General features: G+C 35.3%; 17 protein-coding genes and 1 pseudogene. 13 read left to right on the top strand and 5 right to left on the bottom strand.

Annotation, left to right across the window (positions count from 1 at the left end; all coding sequences use genetic code 11):
* Nucleotides 1–71 precede the first annotated feature (71 nt).
* Nucleotides 72–347: pseudogene (locus QNJ66_RS15125) on the bottom strand (4-Cys prefix domain-containing protein); the annotation flags it as partial.
* Between the two features lie 342 nt (nt 348–689).
* Here QNJ66_RS15125 and QNJ66_RS15120 point away from each other — a divergent pair.
* The 8 genes from QNJ66_RS15120 to QNJ66_RS15085 all read left to right on the top strand — a co-directional run bounded on the left by QNJ66_RS15120 (nt 690) and on the right by QNJ66_RS15085 (nt 10,330).
* Nucleotides 690–893: a DUF751 family protein gene (locus QNJ66_RS15120; RefSeq protein ID WP_300508323.1), complete on the top strand. Its 204-nt coding sequence runs from the start codon at nt 690–692 to the stop codon at nt 891–893.
* A gap of 105 nt (nt 894–998) precedes the next feature.
* Nucleotides 999–1,835 carry a DNA repair protein RecO gene (gene recO, locus QNJ66_RS15115; RefSeq protein ID WP_300508321.1) on the top strand — a complete coding sequence of 279 codons (837 nt, stop codon included), beginning with the start codon at nt 999–1,001 and terminating at the stop codon, nt 1,833–1,835.
* Between the two features lie 169 nt (nt 1,836–2,004).
* Nucleotides 2,005–2,337, top strand: coding sequence for a hypothetical protein (locus QNJ66_RS15110; protein WP_300508319.1), 333 nt, complete (start codon nt 2,005–2,007; stop codon nt 2,335–2,337).
* A gap of 17 nt (nt 2,338–2,354) precedes the next feature.
* Complete coding sequence (locus QNJ66_RS15105; RefSeq protein ID WP_300508318.1) at nt 2,355–2,711, top strand: hypothetical protein; 357 nt, start codon at nt 2,355–2,357, stop codon at nt 2,709–2,711.
* A 99-nt stretch (nt 2,712–2,810) separates the two neighbouring features.
* Nucleotides 2,811–5,690 (top strand): isoleucine--tRNA ligase, encoded by a 2,880-nt coding sequence (ileS, locus tag QNJ66_RS15100; RefSeq protein ID WP_300508317.1) that lies wholly within the window; start codon nt 2,811–2,813, stop codon nt 5,688–5,690.
* Nucleotides 5,691–5,866: 176 nt separating this feature from the next.
* Complete coding sequence (locus QNJ66_RS15095; RefSeq protein WP_300508316.1) at nt 5,867–7,054, top strand: AAA family ATPase; 1,188 nt, start codon at nt 5,867–5,869, stop codon at nt 7,052–7,054.
* On the top strand, nt 7,051–7,623 hold the full coding sequence (locus QNJ66_RS15090) for a DUF4276 family protein (protein ID WP_300508314.1): 573 nt from the start codon (nt 7,051–7,053) through the stop codon (nt 7,621–7,623). The genes QNJ66_RS15095 and QNJ66_RS15090 overlap by 4 nt, the downstream gene beginning before the upstream one ends.
* Nucleotides 7,624–7,813: 190 nt before the next feature.
* Nucleotides 7,814–10,330, top strand: a complete 2,517-nt coding sequence (locus tag QNJ66_RS15085) for a DNA topoisomerase (ATP-hydrolyzing) (protein ID WP_300508313.1) — start codon at nt 7,814–7,816, stop codon at nt 10,328–10,330.
* Here QNJ66_RS15085 and QNJ66_RS15080 read toward each other — a convergent pair.
* The 3 genes from QNJ66_RS15080 to QNJ66_RS15070 form a co-directional block, all read right to left on the bottom strand.
* On the bottom strand, nt 10,311–11,603 hold the full coding sequence (locus QNJ66_RS15080; protein WP_300508312.1) for an FAD-dependent monooxygenase: 1,293 nt from the start codon (nt 11,601–11,603) through the stop codon (nt 10,311–10,313). The two genes, QNJ66_RS15085 and QNJ66_RS15080, sit on opposite strands and share 20 nt — an antisense overlap.
* A 38-nt stretch (nt 11,604–11,641) precedes the next feature.
* The gene (locus QNJ66_RS15075) at nt 11,642–12,043 is read right to left on the bottom strand and encodes a hypothetical protein (protein WP_300508310.1); all 402 of its coding nucleotides are present in this window, start codon (nt 12,041–12,043) and stop codon (nt 11,642–11,644) included.
* 123 nt (nt 12,044–12,166) lie between these two features.
* On the bottom strand, nt 12,167–13,153 hold the full coding sequence (locus tag QNJ66_RS15070; RefSeq protein WP_300508308.1) for a methyltransferase domain-containing protein: 987 nt from the start codon (nt 13,151–13,153) through the stop codon (nt 12,167–12,169).
* A gap of 495 nt (nt 13,154–13,648) precedes the next feature.
* On the opposite strand from QNJ66_RS15070, the gene QNJ66_RS15065 reads away from it, so the two are divergent.
* The 5 genes from QNJ66_RS15065 to glyS all read left to right on the top strand — a co-directional run bounded on the left by QNJ66_RS15065 (nt 13,649) and on the right by glyS (nt 19,824).
* Nucleotides 13,649–14,029: a DUF1830 domain-containing protein gene (locus QNJ66_RS15065; protein WP_300508306.1), complete on the top strand. Its 381-nt coding sequence runs from the start codon at nt 13,649–13,651 to the stop codon at nt 14,027–14,029.
* A 398-nt stretch (nt 14,030–14,427) separates the two neighbouring features.
* Nucleotides 14,428–14,748 (top strand): zinc ribbon domain-containing protein, encoded by a 321-nt coding sequence (locus QNJ66_RS15060; protein ID WP_300508304.1) that lies wholly within the window; start codon nt 14,428–14,430, stop codon nt 14,746–14,748.
* A gap of 76 nt (nt 14,749–14,824) precedes the next feature.
* Nucleotides 14,825–15,262, top strand: coding sequence for a DUF4079 domain-containing protein (locus QNJ66_RS15055; RefSeq protein ID WP_300508303.1), 438 nt, complete (start codon nt 14,825–14,827; stop codon nt 15,260–15,262).
* 251 nt (nt 15,263–15,513) lie between these two features.
* On the top strand, nt 15,514–17,121 hold the full coding sequence (locus QNJ66_RS15050; RefSeq protein ID WP_300508302.1) for a radical SAM protein: 1,608 nt from the start codon (nt 15,514–15,516) through the stop codon (nt 17,119–17,121).
* A gap of 567 nt (nt 17,122–17,688) precedes the next feature.
* On the top strand, nt 17,689–19,824 hold the full coding sequence (glyS, locus tag QNJ66_RS15045) for a glycine--tRNA ligase subunit beta (protein WP_300508300.1): 2,136 nt from the start codon (nt 17,689–17,691) through the stop codon (nt 19,822–19,824).
* 87 nt (nt 19,825–19,911) lie between these two features.
* Here glyS and QNJ66_RS15040 read toward each other — a convergent pair whose 3' ends face one another.
* Nucleotides 19,912–20,934 (bottom strand): nucleotidyltransferase family protein, encoded by a 1,023-nt coding sequence (locus QNJ66_RS15040; RefSeq protein ID WP_300508298.1) that lies wholly within the window; start codon nt 20,932–20,934, stop codon nt 19,912–19,914.
* Nucleotides 20,935–20,942 lie beyond the last annotated feature (8 nt).

Genomic DNA, 20,942 nt, shown 5'->3' with positions numbered 1-20,942 from the left:
GCTGAAAAACCATAACGCCAAAAAATATAACTAGGATATGCTGCTAATAATAATAAAACTCCTCCAAATGATAATAACATCTCGTATTCTCGTTTAAATAATTCCACTGCTTTTGGTTCATTATTCCATTTTTCTTGTAATACTTTTAATATTTTGCCATTAAAACCGTCAAAAGCTTCATAAATAACACCAAAACCACTATTATCGCTCAATAAACGACTAACACGATACTTATTATTTAACAGTAAAGTTGAGCCACAACTTACACAATATTTAGTCTGAGCATTATTATTATCAGGATGATCAGGTTGTTGACAAGAAGGGTTAATACAATAACAATGTTTCATCTTAATTTAAGAGTAAAAAAAATAGTAATTAATAAAGACAATGTAGCAATCAGTTGTGAGAATTAAGTCTGAGTATAATGGAACAGGAAATAAGAAAAAAGATATCTCATGAATTATTCGGTGACCAAACATTGAATATTGAACATTGAACATTTTGGTTTCAAGCCTCTCCCTTTAGGGAGAAAGAAGTTTGGGAGAGGTTTCAAGCCTACTTCCAAACAAATGATAAATGAAATGACTGTTATAGTCCCTAGAGTCGGTTAAATTATGCTAGAATGGTTCACTGATATGGTAACACAGCCTAAAATGTAATAAATAATGAACAAAAAAAGAGGTTAATTAATGGGAGATTTCTTTAAAAATGTTTCACGTTACCCCCGTTATCTGATTAGTTTTACTTTAGGGGTATTTTTCGTCTTTTTTAACTGGATTAAACCTTTATTTAAAAATCCGGTTAGTGCGATCGCTGTTGCAGGTATTACTATTGGTGTTTTTTCTTTTCTCTATTTTACATTAAGAGCAATGTTAGGTTTATCACCAATTTAAAATAAATATTGTAGGGGTTTAATACCATTAACCCCACCACAATCCTCTAATTAAACCAACTAAAATCAATAAAAAGTTCATGACTGATAACTGATAACTAAAAAAATGAGTCGAACCTATAAAACTACAGGGATTATTTTAAAGGGAATACCATTTCAAGAAGCCGATCACTTAGTAACTCTTTTATCCCCTGAATATGGTTTAATTCGCGCTATTGTACCAGGGGCGAGAAAACAAAAATCACGGTTGAGAGGACGTTCAGAATTATTTGTTATTAATGAATTACTAATAGCTAAAGGGCGATCGCTTGATAAAATAACTCAGGCCAATACCCTCGAATCTTATCCAGGTTTAAGTAAAGATTTAGGAAAGCTTGCAGCAGCCCAATATTTAGCAGAATTGGTGTTAAATTTAGCTTTAGATGATCTACCTCAAGTAGAAGTTTATGAACTCTTAAACGAGCATTTACGAAGGTTAGAAAAGATGTCTTTAGCTGAGAGTTTATACGGATATTTAGCACAAGCTGTGTTTCATTTATTAGCGATCGCAGGTATCGGTCCCCAAGTTCATTGTTGTTGCGTTACCCAAGAAGAATTAAACCCTAATTTTCATGATCCTAGTTGGTGTGTTGGTTTTAGTTTTGATGCTGGTGGACTGATTAATTTAAGCATTAAAGATAGAGAAAAAAATAGTGATAATACTGTTATTATGCCGATTATTAATCAGAGACTAAAAGCAACAGAATTGACCTTATTACAGCACTTAAATAAATCATATTTACCCCATCCAGGCAAAATTTTTCCTGCTACTATTCTAGATAGTAATTTTACGGTTCCTTGGTTAAAAGTGGAACATTTATTAAGAAATTATGCCGAATATCAATTAGGCCGGTCTTTTCGTTCTGTTACTATTATTGATAGTTTACCATCAACAGAATTTTAACTATCTTTTAGAAAAATCTGACTATAAATTTAGTAATATACTGATAGTAATTTAACTTAGTGATTGATATAAATTGCAACTTAAAACCAGTATTCATACTGATGAAAAAAATAGAGAACGAATCTATTTTTTAGATAAATACTAATTGAATTGAGTTAAGTTAAAAATTATGTTACTTAAGTCTGTATTGGGAATTTCGGTAATATTAATAGTATTTCCCTTACCTGTTCGCGCATTTCCTAGTGATTCTCAGATCGAGGAAGCTGCTCAAAGAATATGTAATGCTCCTAGAGACTCTTCTGAAAGTCTTGAAAGTATTTTTCTGCGTTCGAGAGGAAAATGGGTCTATGATAAAATACTTACTGTTGAAGATATTAGAAATGAAGAACAGCAGACTAATTTATATAATTTAGTAGTGCAAAAAGCTTATGATAATTGCCCACTCAGAACTTATGAAATTAGCAATAACTATCAATTCAATATTCCTAAAGACAGTGAATAAATAAGGAGAAAAATAAGATGTATTTTCGGTTACCTATTTCATTAATCCTATTAACAATCTTATCTTTACCGGCTCAAGCAGTACCTACAGCTTCTCAAATTAAGTATATTGCTCAAAGAATTTGTCAACTTCCAGAGCCAGAAATGCCTGAAGGAGCAGACATTAAACCTGGGACAACAGAATATTTTTCTCATCCAGAAGCGACAGAAATTTATTATCAAGAAATGGGAAAATTATTGGATAATGGCAGTGTATTACCCGTTGACTTTGTTAATGATGATCTTATGGAACCCATAAAAAATAGGTTAGTACAAGAAATTTATGCAAAATGTCAGAGGAAGATGACATGGACTAATGATTCAGATTCAGAATAACTAAAATCAATTTAGATGTCTTTGTAGTATGGTTCAATGTCTCTACCCAACTCACCTAAAATAGTAGTAAACAGAAACAATAATTTCTAATTTACTACTGTGACAGAACCCAAAAGCTACAAAGATACGGTAAACTTACCCAAGACTGATTTTAGTATGCGGGCCAATGCTGTGAAGCGAGAACCCGAATTACAGAAATTTTGGGCGGATAATCAAATTTATGAGAAGTTATCCCAAGAAAACCCAGAAGAGGTGTTTATACTCCACGATGGTCCTCCCTACGCTAACGGGTCCCTACACATGGGCCACGCTTTAAACAAAACCCTCAAGGATATTATCAATAAATATAAACTACTGCGAGGTAAAAAAGTCCGTTATGTTCCTGGTTGGGACTGTCATGGACTGCCTATTGAACTCAAAGTATTACAAAGTATGAAGTCTAAAGAGAGGGAAGGTTTAACCCCTCTCAAATTACGCCGTAAAGCCCGTGATTTTGCCCTTAAAACTCAACAAGAACAGGCAAAAAGTTTTAAACGGTTCGGAGTGTGGGGAGACTGGGAAAATCCCTATTTAACCCTCACTCCTGAATACGAAGCAGCGCAAATTGGGGTATTTGGGGAAATGGCCCTCAAAGGGTATATTTATCGGGGACTGAAACCTGTTCATTGGAGTCCTAGTTCTCAAACTGCTTTAGCTGAGGCAGAGTTAGAATATCCTGAAGGTCATACTTCTAGAAGTATTTTTGCGGCTTTTCCTATCATTAAAGCTTCAAAAGATACAGAGGGAATTTTACAACCGTTCTTAAATAATTTGGGGGTTGCTATTTGGACAACTACTCCTTGGACGCTTCCGGGAAACTTAGCAGTTGCTCTTAATCCTGCTCTCAACTATGCTGTGGTAGAACAGAGTTCTGATGTGTGTAAATATCAATATTTGATTGTTGCTGCTGATTTAGTGGAGAAGTTATCAACTACTTTTGAAACGGAGTTGATGGTAAAAGCAACGGTTTCAGGAAAAGCTTTAGAACATACGATTTATCGTCATCCTTTATACGACCGCGAAAGTGAAATTCTTATTGGTGGTGATTATATTACTACTGAGTCTGGTACCGGTTTAGTTCATACTGCGCCGGGACATGGACAAGAAGATTATATGGTGGGACAACGGTATGGTTTAGGGGTTTTGTCTCCTGTTGATGCTAAAGGTAATTTTACAGAAGAAGCTGGACAGTTTGCCGGGTTAAATGTTCTTAAAAATGCCAATGAAGTTATTATTAATGAGTTGCAAGAAAAGGGATCATTATTAAAAGAGGAAGCCTATCAACATAAATATCCTTATGATTGGCGAACAAAAAAACCGACTATTTTTCGGGCAACGGAACAATGGTTTGCTTCGGTTGAAGGGTTCAGAGAAGCTGCTTTAGGAGCAATTAAAACAGTTAATTGGGTTCCCTCTCAAGGAGAAAATCGTATTACCTCTATGGTAGGCGATCGCTCAGATTGGTGTATTTCTCGTCAACGGAGTTGGGGTTTACCTATTCCTGTTTTTTATAATGAAGAAAAAAACGAACCTTTACTAACAGAAGAAACTATTAAATATATTCAAACAATTTTTGCTGAGAAAGGTTCTGACGCTTGGTGGGAGATGTCTGTAGAAGAATTATTACCTGAGCAATATAAAGCAGATGCCCACAAGTATCGGAAAGGAACTGATACGATGGATGTTTGGTTTGATTCTGGATCTTCTTGGGCTTCGGTGGCAAAGCAAAGAGAAGAATTACGGTATCCTGCTGACATTTATTTAGAAGGAAGTGATCAACATAGGGGTTGGTTTCAGTCTAGTTTGTTAACAAGTGTTGCAGTAAATGGAATTGCACCTTATAAGACAGTATTAACTCATGGTTTCGTCTTAGATGAAAAAGGATATAAGATGAGTAAATCATTGGGAAATATTGTTGATCCTAATGTGATTATTAACGGAGGAAAAAATCAAAAACAAGAACCACCCTATGGGGCAGACTTAGTCAGACTTTGGGTGTCATCAGTTGATTATTCTTCAGATATTCGTGTCGGCAAAACTATCCTAAAACAGTTATTTGATATCTATCGCAAGATTCGCAACACAGCCAGGTTTTTATTAGGCAACTTACACGATTTTGATCCGAAGAAACATACAGTTATTTATGAAGAATTACCGGAATTAGATCGTTATATGTTGCATCGCATTACCGAAGTTTTTACAGAAGTAACCGATGCGTTTGATACCTATCAATTCTTCCGTTTCTTCCAAACTGTACAAAATTTCTGTGTGGTAGATTTATCTAATTTCTATCTAGATATTGCTAAAGATAGACTCTATATTTCTCATCCTGAGTCTATGCGTCGTCGTAGTTGTCAAACTGTATTAGCAGTAGCAATTGAAAATTTAGCTAAAGCGATTGCACCTGTTTTATGTCACATGGCCGAAGATATTTGGCAATTTTTACCCTATGAAACCCCTTATAAATCAGTTTTTGAGGCAGGATGGGTGAAAATGTCAAAACAGTGGGAAAACCCAGAATTAGGGGCTTCCTGGACGAAAATCAGGGCAATGAGAAACGAAGTTAATAACGCCCTAGAATTAGCCAGAAAAGAGAAAGCGATCGGTTCATCTTTAGATGCAAAAGTGTTACTTTATGTCAGCGATCAAGAGTTAAGACAACAGCTAGAAAAATTCAATCCTGCTGATAGTTTAACTGGAAATAAAGTGGATGAATTACGCTATTTTGTCTTAGCGTCTCAAGTGGAATTAGTTGATAGTTTAGATAACATTAAAAAAGCAGACTATCAAAGCGAGTCAGAGTTAGTTTCTGTGGGAGTTATTAAAGCAGAAGGAGAGAAATGCGATCGCTGTTGGAACTATTCAACAAAAGTAGGAGAATTTAAAGATGATCCTACTATTTGTGAAAGGTGTAATCAAGCGTTAGTTGGTGAATTTTAGTAAGGTTTAAGGTGCGTTAATATTGTCTTAGCGCACCTTTTTCAAAAAGTCACCATTATCTGAGGTTGAAATAGATTTAATAAGAAACAAAATTCAAATTAGAAATAATGAAGTTATCTGAAATATCTTTGGTGATTAAATTAAACTAAAAAAGTATTCTTAACACAAGAAAAATCATGCGAATAACATCATTAACTATAAAAAACTATAAAGCTTTTCAAGATATTACTATTAATAATATACCTAAATTTTGTGTATTTGTAGGAGCAAATGGAACAGGTAAAAGTACCCTATTTGATGTCTTTGGATTTTTAAGGGATTCTCTTAAAAATAATATTCGTCAAAGTTTACAACGAAGAGGAGGATTTAAAGAAGTCATTACAAGAGGACATGAACAAGAAAAAATTTATTTTGAAATTAAGTTTAGAATGAAAATTCTGAATAAAGAAAGATTAGTTACTTATGTTTTAGAAATAGGTTTAGAAAAAAATAGACCTATAGTTAAAAGAGAAATTCTCCGTTATAAACGTGGTAGTCAAGGATCTCCTTTTCATTTTTTAGACTTTAAAAATGGAAAAGGTTTTGCTATTACAAATGAAGAAGATTTTGATAAAACTGAAGAAGAATTAACTCGTGAAGAACAAACCCTCGATGCAGCAGATACCCTAGCAATAAAAGGACTAGGACAGTTTCAACGTTTTAAAGCTGCTAGTGCATTTAGACTTTTAATCGAAAATTGGCACGTTTCTGACTTTCATATTAGCGCAGCTAGAGGAAGTAAAGATGCTGGATATGCAGAACATTTATCAACAACAGGAGATAACTTACCTTTAGTTGCTCAATATATTTACGAAAGTCATCAAGATATTTTTGAAAAAATACTCAACAAAATGAAGCAAAGAGTTCCTGGAGTTTCTAAAGTAGAAGCAAAAGAAACGGAAGATGGACGTTTAATATTAAAGTTTCAAGATGAATCTTTTCGTGATCCTTTTGTTTCACGTTATGTTTCCGATGGAACGATTAAAATGTTTGCTTATCTTGTTTTATTACATGATCCTAATCCACATCCTCTATTATGTGTAGAAGAACCAGAAAATCAATTATATCCTTTATTATTACAAGAATTAGCGGAAGAATTTGAAGCATATACCCGTTTAGAAGGCCAAGTTTTTGTTAGCACTCATTCCCCAGATTTTCTGAATGCAGTTGATTTGAATAATATTTTTTGGTTAGAAAAAAATGAAGGAATTACTCAAGTTTATCGTGCTTCTGAACAGGAATTACTGAATAATTTATATCAAGAAGGAGACTTACCTGGATATTTATGGAAGCAAGGATTTTTTGGAGGTGTTGATCCAAAATGAATCAAGACTATGACTTAGTTTTTTTATTGGAAGAACGTTCCATGAAAGAACTATTAGAAGTTTTATTACCTCGGGTTATTCCTAAAAGTGTTACTTTTAAATGTATCTCCCATGAAGGGAAACAAGACTTAGAAAAGTCTATTCCCAGAAAACTAAAAGCTTGGAAAACAGCCGGCAGATTTATTATTATGAGAGATCAAGACTCAGGAAACTGTGTAAAAATAAAAAACCACCTGAAAAATTTATCTAATAAGTCTGGACGATCTGATACTTTAATTAGAATTGTTTGTCATGAACTAGAATCATGGTTTTTAGGAGACTTAGCTGCTGTTGAAAAAGCATTTGAACTAAAAACAGGAGAATTGAGTAAAAAACAAAATAATAAAAAATATAGAAATCCTGATCAACTTAATTCCGCAAAACAAGAACTAAAAAAACTTGTCGATAGTTACCAACCTATCAGTGGTTCTCGAAAAATTGGAGAATATTTAGAAATCAACAACTTAGATAAAAATAAATCCTATAGCTTCAAAATGTTTATCAAAGCGTTGAAAAAAATCATAGATTAAACATCAAAATACTAATACTCCCCACACTCCCCACACTCCCCACACTCCCCACACTCCACACACTACACCAAAGTTCTGCTACAAATATACTAAGATGTACCCTAAAAATACTTGCCAAAAAACGCAAGAGATGTATGGTAAGTAATAGGGACATCTCCCAATATGATTAATTCAACAGGAAAGGAAACTTATGGCAAAACAGTTACGACTCGTAGGAAGCGGTGAAATTATCCCCACAGCGTTACACGCAGAAATGCAGCGTTCCTATCTTGAGTATGCCATGAGTGTGATTGTGGGACGGGCCTTACCTGATGTTAGAGATGGCCTCAAACCCGTTCACCGTCGTATTCTCTACGCTATGCACGAACTAGGGTTAACCCCCGATCGCCCCTTTAGAAAATGCGCCCGTGTGGTGGGGGATGTGTTGGGTAAATACCATCCCCACGGGGACCAAGCGGTGTATGATGCCCTAGTACGGATGGTTCAAGATTTTTCTAGTCGTTATCCCCTCTTAGCCGGCCATGGTAACTTTGGATCGGTAGATAACGATCCTCCGGCCGCTATGCGTTACACCGAAACCCGACTCTCTCCCATCGCCAATCAAGGGATGTTGACAGAGATTAGCGAGGCAATCGTTGATTTTAGTAGTAATTTTGATAATTCTCAACAAGAACCCGTTGTTTTACCAGCACAATTACCCAATTTACTCCTCAATGGTTGTACAGGTATCGCAGTGGGAATGGCCACCAATATACCCCCCCATAACTTAGGGGAAGTGGTGGATGGGTTGATCGCTTTAATCGATAATCCCGAGTTATCCGACGAAAAACTCTGGAAAATTATTCCTGGCCCCGATTTTCCCACAGGAGGCCAAATTACGCAAACTCAGGGTATTGAAGAGGCGTATCGTCACGGAAAAGGTAGTATTACTGTGCGTGGTGTGGTGGACATTCAACGCATGGATGTGGGCAGAAAACGCCGTAAGGAAAGAACCGCCATTATCGTCACAGAATTGCCCTATCAGGTCAATAAGTCCGCTTGGATCGAAAAAATTGCTGATTTAGTCAACGATGGTAGATTAGAAGGTATTGCTGATATTCGCGACGAAAGCGATCGCACGGGAATGCGCGTGGTAATTGAGTTAAAACGGGATGCGGTGGCGAAAACGGTTCTCAAACAATTGTATAAAAAAACAGCCCTCCAACAAAATTTTGGGGCGATTATGTTAGCTTTGGTGGATAATCAACCCTGTCAATTATCCCTTCGTCAACTATTAGAAGAATTCCTCAAATTTCGAGAGGAAACTTTAACCCGTCAATACAATAATGAATTACAAGAATGTCAAAATAGGTTACATCTTTTGCAAGGATTATTAATTGCTCTCAACGATTTAGATCGTATAATTGATATTTTACGCCATGCTGCTGATGGAACTACCGCTAAGGTACAATTTAAACAAGAATTGAATTTGAGTGAAGCGCAAGCTAATGGCATTTTAGCCATGCCGATGCGTCGTTTAACCGGGTTAGAAAGACAAAAAATACAGGCAGAAAACGATCAGTTAGAAGCCAGAATTAATGAGTTAGAAACTCTGTTAAATAATCGTCCCGAATTTTTAAAAGTATTAAAGAAAGAACTGCGATCGCTTAAACGTAAATATGGAGATAAAAGACGCACTCGTATTGTTAAACATTCAGCAGAAAATAGTACATCAGAAACAACAAAAAAATCTCAAAAACAGAGTAAAAATAAAGATAAAAACAACTTAAAATCCAACCAAGAAATAGAAACAATAACTCAACCCTTTAGCTTGTTTACTCCCCAAAATCCCCCTAAGAATGCAATCTTAGAAATGACATATCAAGGGACAATTTGCTGGAGATCACCTGATAATAAAATCCCTGATAATCATCTAGCAACTTACAGCCAACCTATTCAAGAAAGAGAACAGTTTATTGTGATTACTGATATCGGAAAAGCTTACCCTGTAAATGTTTCTGATGTTCCTCCCATTGATATTCAACCCATTCCTTTACTGAGTTTATTACCAAAAAGCGCACAAAGAGATAGCAAAAAAGTTATATCTATTTTCTTCTCATCAGATAATAAGGAAAATCAAGATTTATTATTATTAACAAATCAGGGTAAAATTAAACGACTTCAATTATCAGAATTAGACGGTTTAACCAATCGAGGTTTAGTCTTAATTAAACTGAAAGATAATGATTATTTAGAGTTTATTTCTCTGACAAAAGAAGGAGAAGAAGTTGCGATCGCCATGTCCAGTGGTCGAGTGTTACGCTTCCCCGTTATTGATGAAGTTATTCCTATTATGGGTCGCAACGCTCAAGGAAATCAAGCCTTAAAATTACGCTACGGAGAAACTATTATTAGTTGTGTTACCGTCGATGAAAATAAGACAATTTTATTGGTGTCTAAATTAGGCTATGGTAAACGCTTAAATCTTGCAGGTTTACGCATGACCAAACTAGGAGATATTGGAACACAAGCTTTACAATTTACCCAAAAAACTGATAGTTTATTAGGGATGATTGCAGCTTCAGATTCTAGACAAGTTACCTTATTAACTAACCAAAATAAAACCCTAAATATAGTAGCAAAAAATATTAGAATTTGGGGTAAAGATGGTCAAGGCGATCGCTTAATTAAATTATCTAATCAAGAAATTATTGCTTATTTAATTTAACACATAAATCATAATCATAAATCCAAGCTGTTTTTTGATTGAGTAAACTAGGAAAAGTGGACGAAATCAAACCTAGACCAAAGTTTCTAATCATTGCTTTAACTCCCGATGCGTGGAAAATATCAGCATTATTTCTAGAGACTTGTTGCACTTTTGTCGCACGTTTAATACGGGTTTGTTGATAGTTAAGAAAAGCTTTTTCTATGTCCTTTTCCCTAGCTAAATATTCAGCCAAAACATAAGCATCTTCTATGGCCATAGCTGCACCTTGGGCCTGAAAAGGTAGCATTGGGTGTGCTGCATCCCCCAATAAAGTTACCTTACCCTGTGACCAATAGGGGAGGGGTTGATGAATAAATAAGCCCCATTTGAAGCAAGGTTCGGGACTTGCCATCATATCCTCTAAAATTTCTTTGAGTTCCTCTGATTGATTGGCAAATTCTTGGGCAACTGCTTGTTTATCTGCGGGAATATTCCAACCTTGTTCGTTCCAGTTAGCATCTTTGACCACTAACACCAAATTAAGCCAAGGGGTTGAATTGTTTTGATTACCATTAGGATAAACGACAACGTGATGATTTTCCCCCATCCAAACAGTAGCTTTGCCCCAAAAGGAACGATATTTGTCTTTAAAGGGTAAAATTGCTCTGTAAGCAGCGTAACCAGCGTATTGAGTTTGCTCAGGGTTGTTTTGAGGCTTTACCCCATCAGCGACTGCATCAAGAAGCGATCGCCTAACCTGAGAACGAACCCCATCGGCCGCAACTAATGCAGTGGTGGTTGTGCATTGCAAATTTTGCCAGTAGAGAGAGATTTTGTCATCTTCCTGTTGGTATGATTCTAAACGCTGCGAGAAATGAATTCTATTTTTATCTTGAATAGAATCAAATAATAATTGATGCAAATCTGATCTTCTGCATTGATAATAGGGGATTTTATTATTAAGCTGCCATTTGGCTAAAATTTTGTCTGAGTTGAACGATCGCAACTCAAAACCTAAACAACGATGAGATATATTTTCTAGCTCTTTTTCTAAACCTAATTCCCACAATACTCTAACGATATTAGGACTAACTTGAATACCATATCCTAATGCTTCAAAAGAGTCTGCTTGTTCGTATAGTTGAAAAGGAATTTCTTTTTTTTCCAAAGCAGAAGCTAAAGTTAAACCACCAATACCGGCACCAATTATTGTGATTTCGTCTTTTCTAGAAAAGTTATCTTGAGAGTTGGACGGGGGGACAGGGGGACGGGGAGAAGGGGGGAATGTCATAACTATTATCTTGTTTATCAATTATCAATTATCAATTATCAATTATCCATTGATAATTCCCTAACTAAGGCAACTTTACCGTAACGAGCATCGATTTCTAAACCTTGTATTTCTAAAATACGATTTTGATTTTGTAATTCATAATTAACTGTTTCATTAGGTAATAGAGACAAACATCGAGTAAATATGTTTAATCTATCTGATTGAGGAATAAAGTTTTTTTCTCCCATAGTCAAAACAAATTGATTAACAAAAGCCAATTCTCCAGTGTTATTAATAATAGCGGCCGGAGTAGGAAGGGTGTCACACCATCTCACGGCTAAAAACCATTTAGCATCACTTAATCGAGTATAAATTTTATCGGATTTAGGATGAGGAAAAACCTTATAACCAGACTCAACGGACATAATTGTACCACCCAAAAAACCAAACATTGTCATACTTTTACCCTTCCTTGAGGACAATATTTTTCAAGACTTGCTAAAGGAAAGGGACTGAAAAACCTTGATTCAGTCCCTAGTCCTTTTCACTCTATTTTAGTTGATTAATTGATACTAAATTGTTTAAACGTTTACTGTTTCGCTTGTTGCAGTCTGGGTGGACTGGGAAACAGAAGGAGACTTGATAGCGCGGAACATTCCAAAACGACACAAACCGGCACCAAATCCCAATCGCATCAATAACATGGTTGGAACTTCTCTTAAAGATTTGATGAATCCAGAGAAACCAAATTGAATAAAGCCTTGAGGGCGGACAATTCCTTGCCAAATGGATTCTAACCAAGAGGGAAGAGTCTCTTTTGTCCAGTCTGCTGTAATGACTTTTCCTTCTACTAATCCTGTGGCTTCGATTTGTTCGGAAAAGCCTTCGATACTAGAAAATGAAGGGTGTGACCATTGGTCCAAGAGTTGACGCATAACTGGTTTTTCCCAGAAATTTAGGGGTTTTTGACGGTCATCTCTTTGGTTCCAGTCTGCTACTACTAAAATACCACCAGGTTTTAAGACTCGCATCATTTCTGAAGCGTATTTAGCTTTATCTGGCATATGGGGGCCAGCTTCAATAGACCAAACCACATCAAAACTGTTATCTGGGAAAGAGAGATTTAAAGCATCATCTACCTGGAACTTAGCGGTAACATCTTCGGGGGTTAATTCCGTGGCCCGTTGTACTTGTTTGGGACTAATGGTAACTCCTGTTGTCTGAAAGCCGTATTCTTTGGCTAAGATACGACTACTGCCGCCAATACCACAACCAACGTCTAAAACGGTTGTACCACGAGATAATTTGTCTAAACCACCCCATTTGACCATTTCGTGAACAAAATCAGCTTTTGCTTCTAAAAAATCTTTGCGTCTTGGTGGTGAACCGTAGTGACCTAAGTGAATGTGTTCTCCCCAATAAAATTCTAAAATCCCGTCTTGAGTCCATTCGTCGTAAGAAGTTGCTACTGTATCAGATGATTCATAACTGCGAGGTGTTAGAAGATAGACAAGAATTCCTATGACTAAGACGACAGCGATAAATCCAAGGGTATAGTATAAATACATTAATGAAACCGTAATATTTATTTACAATGTTCTTTATATAATATCAACTTTTGTCACATAAGGTATGGTATGGAGTGACATCTTCCTCACACTCTCCCATACTCCTCACACTTACCCAACGGAAATATTGATACAACTAATCTCAAACTCCTATAAGTTGGGCGATCCCCGTTTTTGTAAAGTTATATTTCAGGGTTAAAATTACTTAAAATTTGTAATATCTCTTAACTTTTGGGAGCTTTTTACTAGCAAACTCGTCAATATTTTCAATAGTTGATCGGCTAATAACCCCGTGAATAGGGCTTTTTGCTTAGGTCAGAATACTCGAAAAAAACGTCCTTAAACCAGACTTCACATTATATCATAATAGTGTGGGAGTCTTGAGAGGTGTGCAAAAAAAGTATTGATTGTAATATTGATTACAGCTAACGGGGATCACTGAGTGTTAGGGTAAAGAGGAAATGAACAATCAGAAACTAAATTGCCTCAATTATTATGGCTCAGATCCTTGATCCCGTCCCCACTGGGCAAAGAAAAGTGCTACTTTGCTGTTATGTAAACGCCACCAGTCAAATCCAAGTTGCTCGCATTACCAACATAGAAAACTGGTATTTTGAGCGAGTTGTTTTTCCGGGGCAACGCCTTATGTTTGAAGCTTTACCCCAGGCGCAACTAGAAGTCCATACAGGAATGATGGCTAGTGCTATTATTTCAGATACCATTCCTTGTGAACGCCTTGCTATAAGTGACGGAAACGATGACGAAATAGAGGAAGAATTTGTTTCTGCTACTCCTTCTACTGATAAAAAGCAAACTATACAAACAAACGATAAACAGAATTCTCCATTGTCTGATTTAAAAGCTGCATTAGTTTAAAAAGTCACATAAAGACAATTCATGATTGAAAAATTCTAGCTGAGATTGCCCCATTGGGGCTTTTTTTTTGAGTGATCAGTTATCCGTGATCAGTTATCGGGTAAAATGTTAGCGCGTGAGGTGAAATAAAAGAGTTTCTTCTAGAAGACAAAAACCTGTACAATTCTAGACATACCTGTACATAATGTCTAGGATATTTCCTCTGCTCCACAAAAATTGTCAGTTTAATAGAGCATGGATTGAGATATAATAGAACCAGTCCAGAAACAATGGCCATATATGTACGCAATCAAAAGGGAATTAAAGCTAAATAATCAAGAAAAGAGCTTTAAAAAACCACTACATTATTAGCTAAAACTTATCAACATATTCTCGTAGAAGACTTAAACCTAAAAGGCATGATGGCTAACCATAAATTATCAGATGCCTTATCTAATTTAGGATTATATCGTTTTCGAGAATTGTTGAGTTATAAACAAGAATGTTTTGGTTTTTTACTAACTATAGTAGATAGGTGGTTTCCCAGTTCAAAAACTTGTTCCGTGTGTGGAAATATACAAGATATGCCCTTATCTGAAAGGGTATATCATTGTCAAAATTGTGGTCAAGTTATGGACAGGGATCTCAATGCGTCTATTAATCTCGAAAGTTGGACAAGCAATGCCGATGGCTTATCGGTGAACGCTTGTGGACAAGAAGGAGCCGTCTCCCTTGGTTGAAACAGGAATTGAACAACAAGCCTGTCTAGGTTTGTCTAGGTTTCATGAAGCAGCAAAGAACTATTAATCATCAACTATGAATTTACCATCTTTTTTATGGCTATGGAAAATAGCTGCTTGGTCAATGGGTTTATCTTTATTTGCCTATTTATTATTGGGAATATCCGGGGGATGGATGTTTTATCGCCGAAATACTGAAGCTTTTTTACCTCTATGGTTACGCCCTCTCCATTATATCATTGGGGCGATTATGGTGGCATTGGTGTTACTATTATTAGTGATTGGTTTAGTAGGAACTTTAGGACATTACGGTAGCTTGGGTCATTCTCCTCATTTAATTGCTGGATTATTCACTGTTGTTTTAGTTTTAATTTCTGCTACTGTTGCTACACAAATTAGTCCAGAAAAACCGAGAATGCGCTGGTTACATATTGGGACTAATATTATCTTATTTGTTGGCTTTGCTATGGTTAGTTTAAGCGGTTGGGCTGTTGTACAAAAATATTTGCCTTAGCTTTAAAGATTAAGACTGCTACAAATATTGGTTAATTTATTTATGAGTTTCTCTAATAGAAAATGAGGCAAAAATTAAACCTTAACTACTCATAATAGACTACCCCAAAAATGTAAGTTTGTAGTTAGTCCTTTAGGACAATAAATATAGTCAGCATCAAGGATAAAATTTTGACTACTAACTTTTATGTTGAATGACACACACCTACTTAATTTAAACATAGACTTAATAACTAAAAAATTTAGTAACTAATGACTGATTTTAGCCAAGAAAAATTATTATTTAATCCTGTCTCTCCTGATAATGATGCTATTCCTTTAATCTTTGCCTTTCCTAATGACTATAATGTGGGAATTACTAGCTTAGGTTATCAACTTATATGGGCAACTTTTGCTACTCGTTCTGATGTTAATGTTAGTCGCTTATTTACGGATATTCAAGAAACATTACCCCAAAAACCAGAATTATTAGGTTTTTCTTTTTCTTGGGAATTAGATTATGTTAATATTCTCAATCTTTTAGAATCTTTGACTATTCCTTTTCTAGCAAGTAAACGCAATAATAATCATCCTCTAGTCTTTGGTGGTGGTCCTGTTTTAACCGCTAACCCTGAACCCTTCGCTGATTTTTTCGACATCATTTTATTAGGAGATGGAGAAAATTTAATTAGTGATTTTATCAATGCTTATAAAACTGTTAGATACGAAGACAGAGAAACAAAATTAAAATATTTAGCCACTATTCCAGGGATTTATGTTCCCAGTTTGTATGAAGTTAATTATAGCAGTCCTGACGGTGATATAACATCTATTAAACCTATTGATGATAATATACCTTCAACTGTTGAAAAACAAACCTATAAAGGTAATATTTTATCCGCTTCTACTGTCGTAACAGAAAAAGCAGCTTGGGAAAACATTTACATGGTAGAAGTGGTCAGAAGTTGTCCCGAAATGTGTCGTTTTTGTCTAGCAAGTTATCTAACTTTACCCTTTCGTACTGCAAGTTTAGAATCATCTTTAATACCAGCGATTGAAAAAGGTTTACAAGTAACTAATAGAATCGGTTTATTAGGTGCATCTGTTACACAACATCCCGAATTTAACGAATTATTAGATTATCTTTATCAACCAAAATATGAAAATATTAGAGTTAGTATTGCTTCCGTTAGGACCAATACTTTAAGCGAAAAATTAGCAAAAATATTAAGCGATCGCCAAACAAAATCAGTAACTATTGCTGTTGAAAGTGGTTCCGATAAAATCAGAAGAATTATTAACAAAAAATTAGAAAATGAAGAAATAATTCAAGCAGCAATTAACGCAAAAAATGGAGGATTAAAAAACATAAAACTCTATGGAATGGTAGGAATTACAGAAGAAAATGAAGAAGATATTGAACAAACTATTATCATGTTAGAAGCAATAAAAAAAGCAGCCCCAGGATTAAGATTAACCTTTGGTTGTAGCACTTTTGTCCCTAAATCTCACACTCCCTTTCAATGGTTTGGAGTAAATAAAATAGCAAAAAAAAGACTCAAATATTTAGAGAAACAACTGGGTAAAAAAGGCATAGAATTTCGCCCAGAAAGCTATAATTGGTCTGTAATTCAAGCATTAATTTCAAGAGGCGATCGCCGTCTTAGTAAATTGTTACAATTAACCCGATCATACGGGGACTCATTAGGAAGTTATAAACGCGCTTTCAAGGAGTTAAAAGGACAATTACCACCGTTAGATTATTATGTTCATGATAACTGGAAAACAGAGCAAATATTACCCTGGAGTCATCTAAAAGGGCCTTTATCTGAAGCAACTTTAATCAAACATTTAGATACAGCAATGTCCGTGACTCACTAATATTTAGACAATTTTGTAACAAATATTAACGTCTAATTAAAGTTTATGGGTTTAAAATGAAGTCATAAGTTGATGACATTTCAGCACAAAAATAATTGAGTTGTGAGTCTAATCATTAATCAGTGTACATTGAATCTAAATCTCGTTCAAAGTAGGCAATAACAGACTTAATTTACTGGCAAGTTTAAGAAGAAAGAAAGGTCATCTTCAACCTTGAGATAAGTAAAATAGAGAGGTGATATCATGCACGATATGTATTTTAAGCCCTTAAGCGAAAAAGATCGCAAAAAGCACGAATACCTAGAAAAGATTAACCACGCACCCTATTTCACAATCTTTATGATTGTCCTAGCAATGTTTATGTTGTTTACCACTGCTGTCCTTTTAGGTGTTTTTTAGGTATCAATTCAGGATAGGTTAATCCTATCCTACTAATTAAAATCTATCAATAAAAAAGTAAAAAATATCTTAAAAATAAAAATTTTATAGATCCGAAAAGCCAATAATGATATGATAAGAAGATATGTGTCTCCATAATCTATTTTAACTTAGCAAATTGAAGTCAATATGTTCTTTTTATTGGAAGTCGGTACAGAAGAATTACCAGCAGATTTTATTGATGAAGCGATCGCTCAATGGCAAAAGATCATTCCTAACAGTTTAGAAGAAAACTTTTTAACCCCCGATAACCTAGCAGTTTATGGTACTCCCAGAAGACTGGCAATATTAATTTCTGGACTTCCAGAAAAACAAAAAGATCGAGAAGAAATCATCAAAGGTCCACCTGCAAAAGCAGCATTTAAAGATGGAAAACCCACCAAAGCAGCAGAAGGTTTTGCCCGTAAACAGGAAGTAAATATTGATGATCTAGAAATTCGTCCCACCGATAAAGGGGACTTTGTTTTTATCGAAAAAAAGATTCAAGGAAGACAAACAAAAGAAATTTTACAAGAATTAATTACTACTTGGATTAATAGCTTAGAAGGCAGACGCTTCATGCGTTGGGGCAATGGAGAATTAAGATTTTCTCGCCCCATTCGTTGGTTAGTAGCCTTGTGTGATCAGGAAATATTACCCCTAGAAATTGTTAACGGAGATAGCACTATAACTAGCGATCGCCTATCAAGGGGTCATCGAATTTTACACCCAGATACAGTTACTATTACACAAGCATCTGACTATGTAGAAACCTTGCGATCTGCTTACGTAGAAGTTGACCCTAAACAGCGTCAGCAAATTATCGAAAAAGACATAGAAAATATCTCCCAACAATTAACAGGAAAAGCGGATATTCCTGAAGACTTATTAACAGAAGTTATTAACTTAGTAGAATATCCTACTGCCGTTACTGGCAAGTTTGATCCAGAATTTTTAAACCTTCCCACCGAAGTCATTATCACAGTAATGGTTAAACATCAGCGATATTTTGCTGTGAAAAAATCAGACCAAGAACTACTCCCTAATTTCATCACCATTGCTAATGGAGATCCCAATAAAAAAGATATTATAGCTCAAGGAAATGAAAGAGTAATTCGTGCTAGATTAGCCGATGCACAATTCTTTTATACCTCTGATTGTGACGAACCCTTAGATAGTTATTTACCTCAACTAGAAAACGTCACCTTCCAAAAAGAATTAGGAACCATGCGCTACAAAGTCGATCGCATCATGGACATGGCGCAACAAATTTCCGAACAGTTAGAAATTAGTGAAAAAGAACAAGAAGAAATTGACAGTACAGCCCTTTTATGTAAGGCTGATTTAGTGACGCAAATGGTCTATGAATTCCCCGAATTACAAGGAGTAATGGGGCAAAAATACGCCTTAGCTAGTGGAGAATCAGAACAAGTTGCCCAAGGTATTTTTGAGCATTATTTACCCCGTGGGGCTAATGATATCATGCCGAAAACCTTAACCGGTCAAGTAGTAGGCATTGCCGATCGCTTAGATACCTTAATTAGTATTTTTGGTTTAGGAATGATCCCGAAAGGTTCAGGTGATCCCTTTGCCCTAAGACGCGCTGCTAATGCTATTATTGCGGTTACCTGGGAAGCTCAATTACCCATTAATTTATCTCAATTATTATTACAAGGTTGTCAAGCATTTATGGCAGATCATGGTGATAAACAGTCTCCCCTAGAAGCATTACAAACCTTCTTTATCCAACGAATACAAACCCTATTACAAGACGATTTCAACATTGATTATGACTTAGTTAATGCCGTTTCAGGTGAAGCGGATGCTGACTATACAGAGAGGGCATTACAAAACGTTTTAGATGTCAAAGAACGGGCAGAATTTTTACAAGAAATTCGTCACAATGGCATCTTAGATAAAATCTATGAAACAATCAATCGCTCAACCCGTTTAGCAGCGAAAGGAGACTTAGAATATACAGAATTAGATCCCGGTAAAGTGGTGCGTACTGAGTTATTTGAAAAGTCTTCTGAACAGGAATTATTTGATGCTTTAGTTACTTTAGTTTCTAAAACAACTAAAGCACAAGATGAGAGAAACTACCAGTTATTAACAGAAGGGTTACTGGATATTGTTCCCAAAGTTAGTGAATTTTTCGACGGAGAAAATAGTGTGTTAGTGATGGATGAAAACCAAAATGTAAAACGGAATAGGTTAAATTTGTTAGGAGTTCTCCGTAATCACGGAAGAGTTTTAGCAGATTTTGGTGCTATTGTTAAAAATTAGTTTAGCCTTTCACCTTACGGCCGGTTTCTTGGGAAGTGTGGGAAGTGTGGGGAGTGTGTGAAGTGTGGGAAGTGTGGGGAGACGCAGTTAAAACATCATTTTATCAATCAATCTTTCTACTATATTTTTTTGTTCAGATTTTAGAGGTGGAAATTGAATTAAATGTTGATAAATCATTAAAGCATAAAGATAAATCACTGAGGGAAAAGCAGTTTCAAATGAGAGATCATAAAAACATACTTGCTGACTCATTAGACGACAAAAGAGAAAAGGATTTTTCAATCCTAAAGAGGAGAGTTTTCTGAATTCTTGTTGCCAATCTAGATGAGAATAGGATCTCAAAAAATAAGCAAAATCAAATATTTTAATTAGCTTTCCCTGTCTTTCCCATGTATCCTTAGTAAATTGAATACATAGTACAGTTAGTAAATCTTCAGGTGATAGTGAATCTAACTCTATTCCTGCAACTTTAATCGACTTTTTATGATGCCAAAGTTCTGAAAAATTTAAGTCATAAACAAAAAAAGAAGGTGTTAGTTGATGATGAAGATCCACTTCTATTTCTGTCCTGGGATGGACAAAACTTTCTTCCCATTTATACTGAGACTTTGACTGATAACCTAAACTTAATAATATATTTCTAGCTGATTCAAACTTTTCAGATGCGACCAATAAATCGATATCATGGCAATACCGCACAGATAAGTCCGGGTATAAAGCAGCAGATAATAAAGTTCCTTTATAGGGAAGAATGGCAAGATCGGCCTCTTTAAAGATTTTTATTAGCTTATTAAGTTCTTGAGTTAATTTTAAGTTGCGAATAGTATTAATCCTCACATCTCTCTGTAAAGTTAATAAAAATGAAGATGGAATAATATCAAGATTATTTGACTTACAATTATGATAAAATAAATACTTAAGTTGATGATAATTGGCAAAATTAAGTAAAAATTCCCAATTCAAATCTTTCACCAACAATTCTTGTTTATTTTGATGCAGTAATTCAGGAAAATTGGGAGAACATCCTGCTAATAATAATCTAATTTCTGGAAGAGATTTTTTTATTTTTAAAGAAAGAAAATGATTGAAAAAATTTGTACTTGAAATCATATTAATAA

It is taken from the genome of Crocosphaera sp. (genome assembly GCF_030064895.1).
In the GTDB taxonomy this organism is placed as follows: Bacteria; Cyanobacteriota; Cyanobacteriia; order Cyanobacteriales; family Microcystaceae; genus Crocosphaera.
The sequence above is the reverse complement of the archived record's forward strand: the minus strand, read 5'-3'. Positions and strand labels throughout refer to the sequence as shown.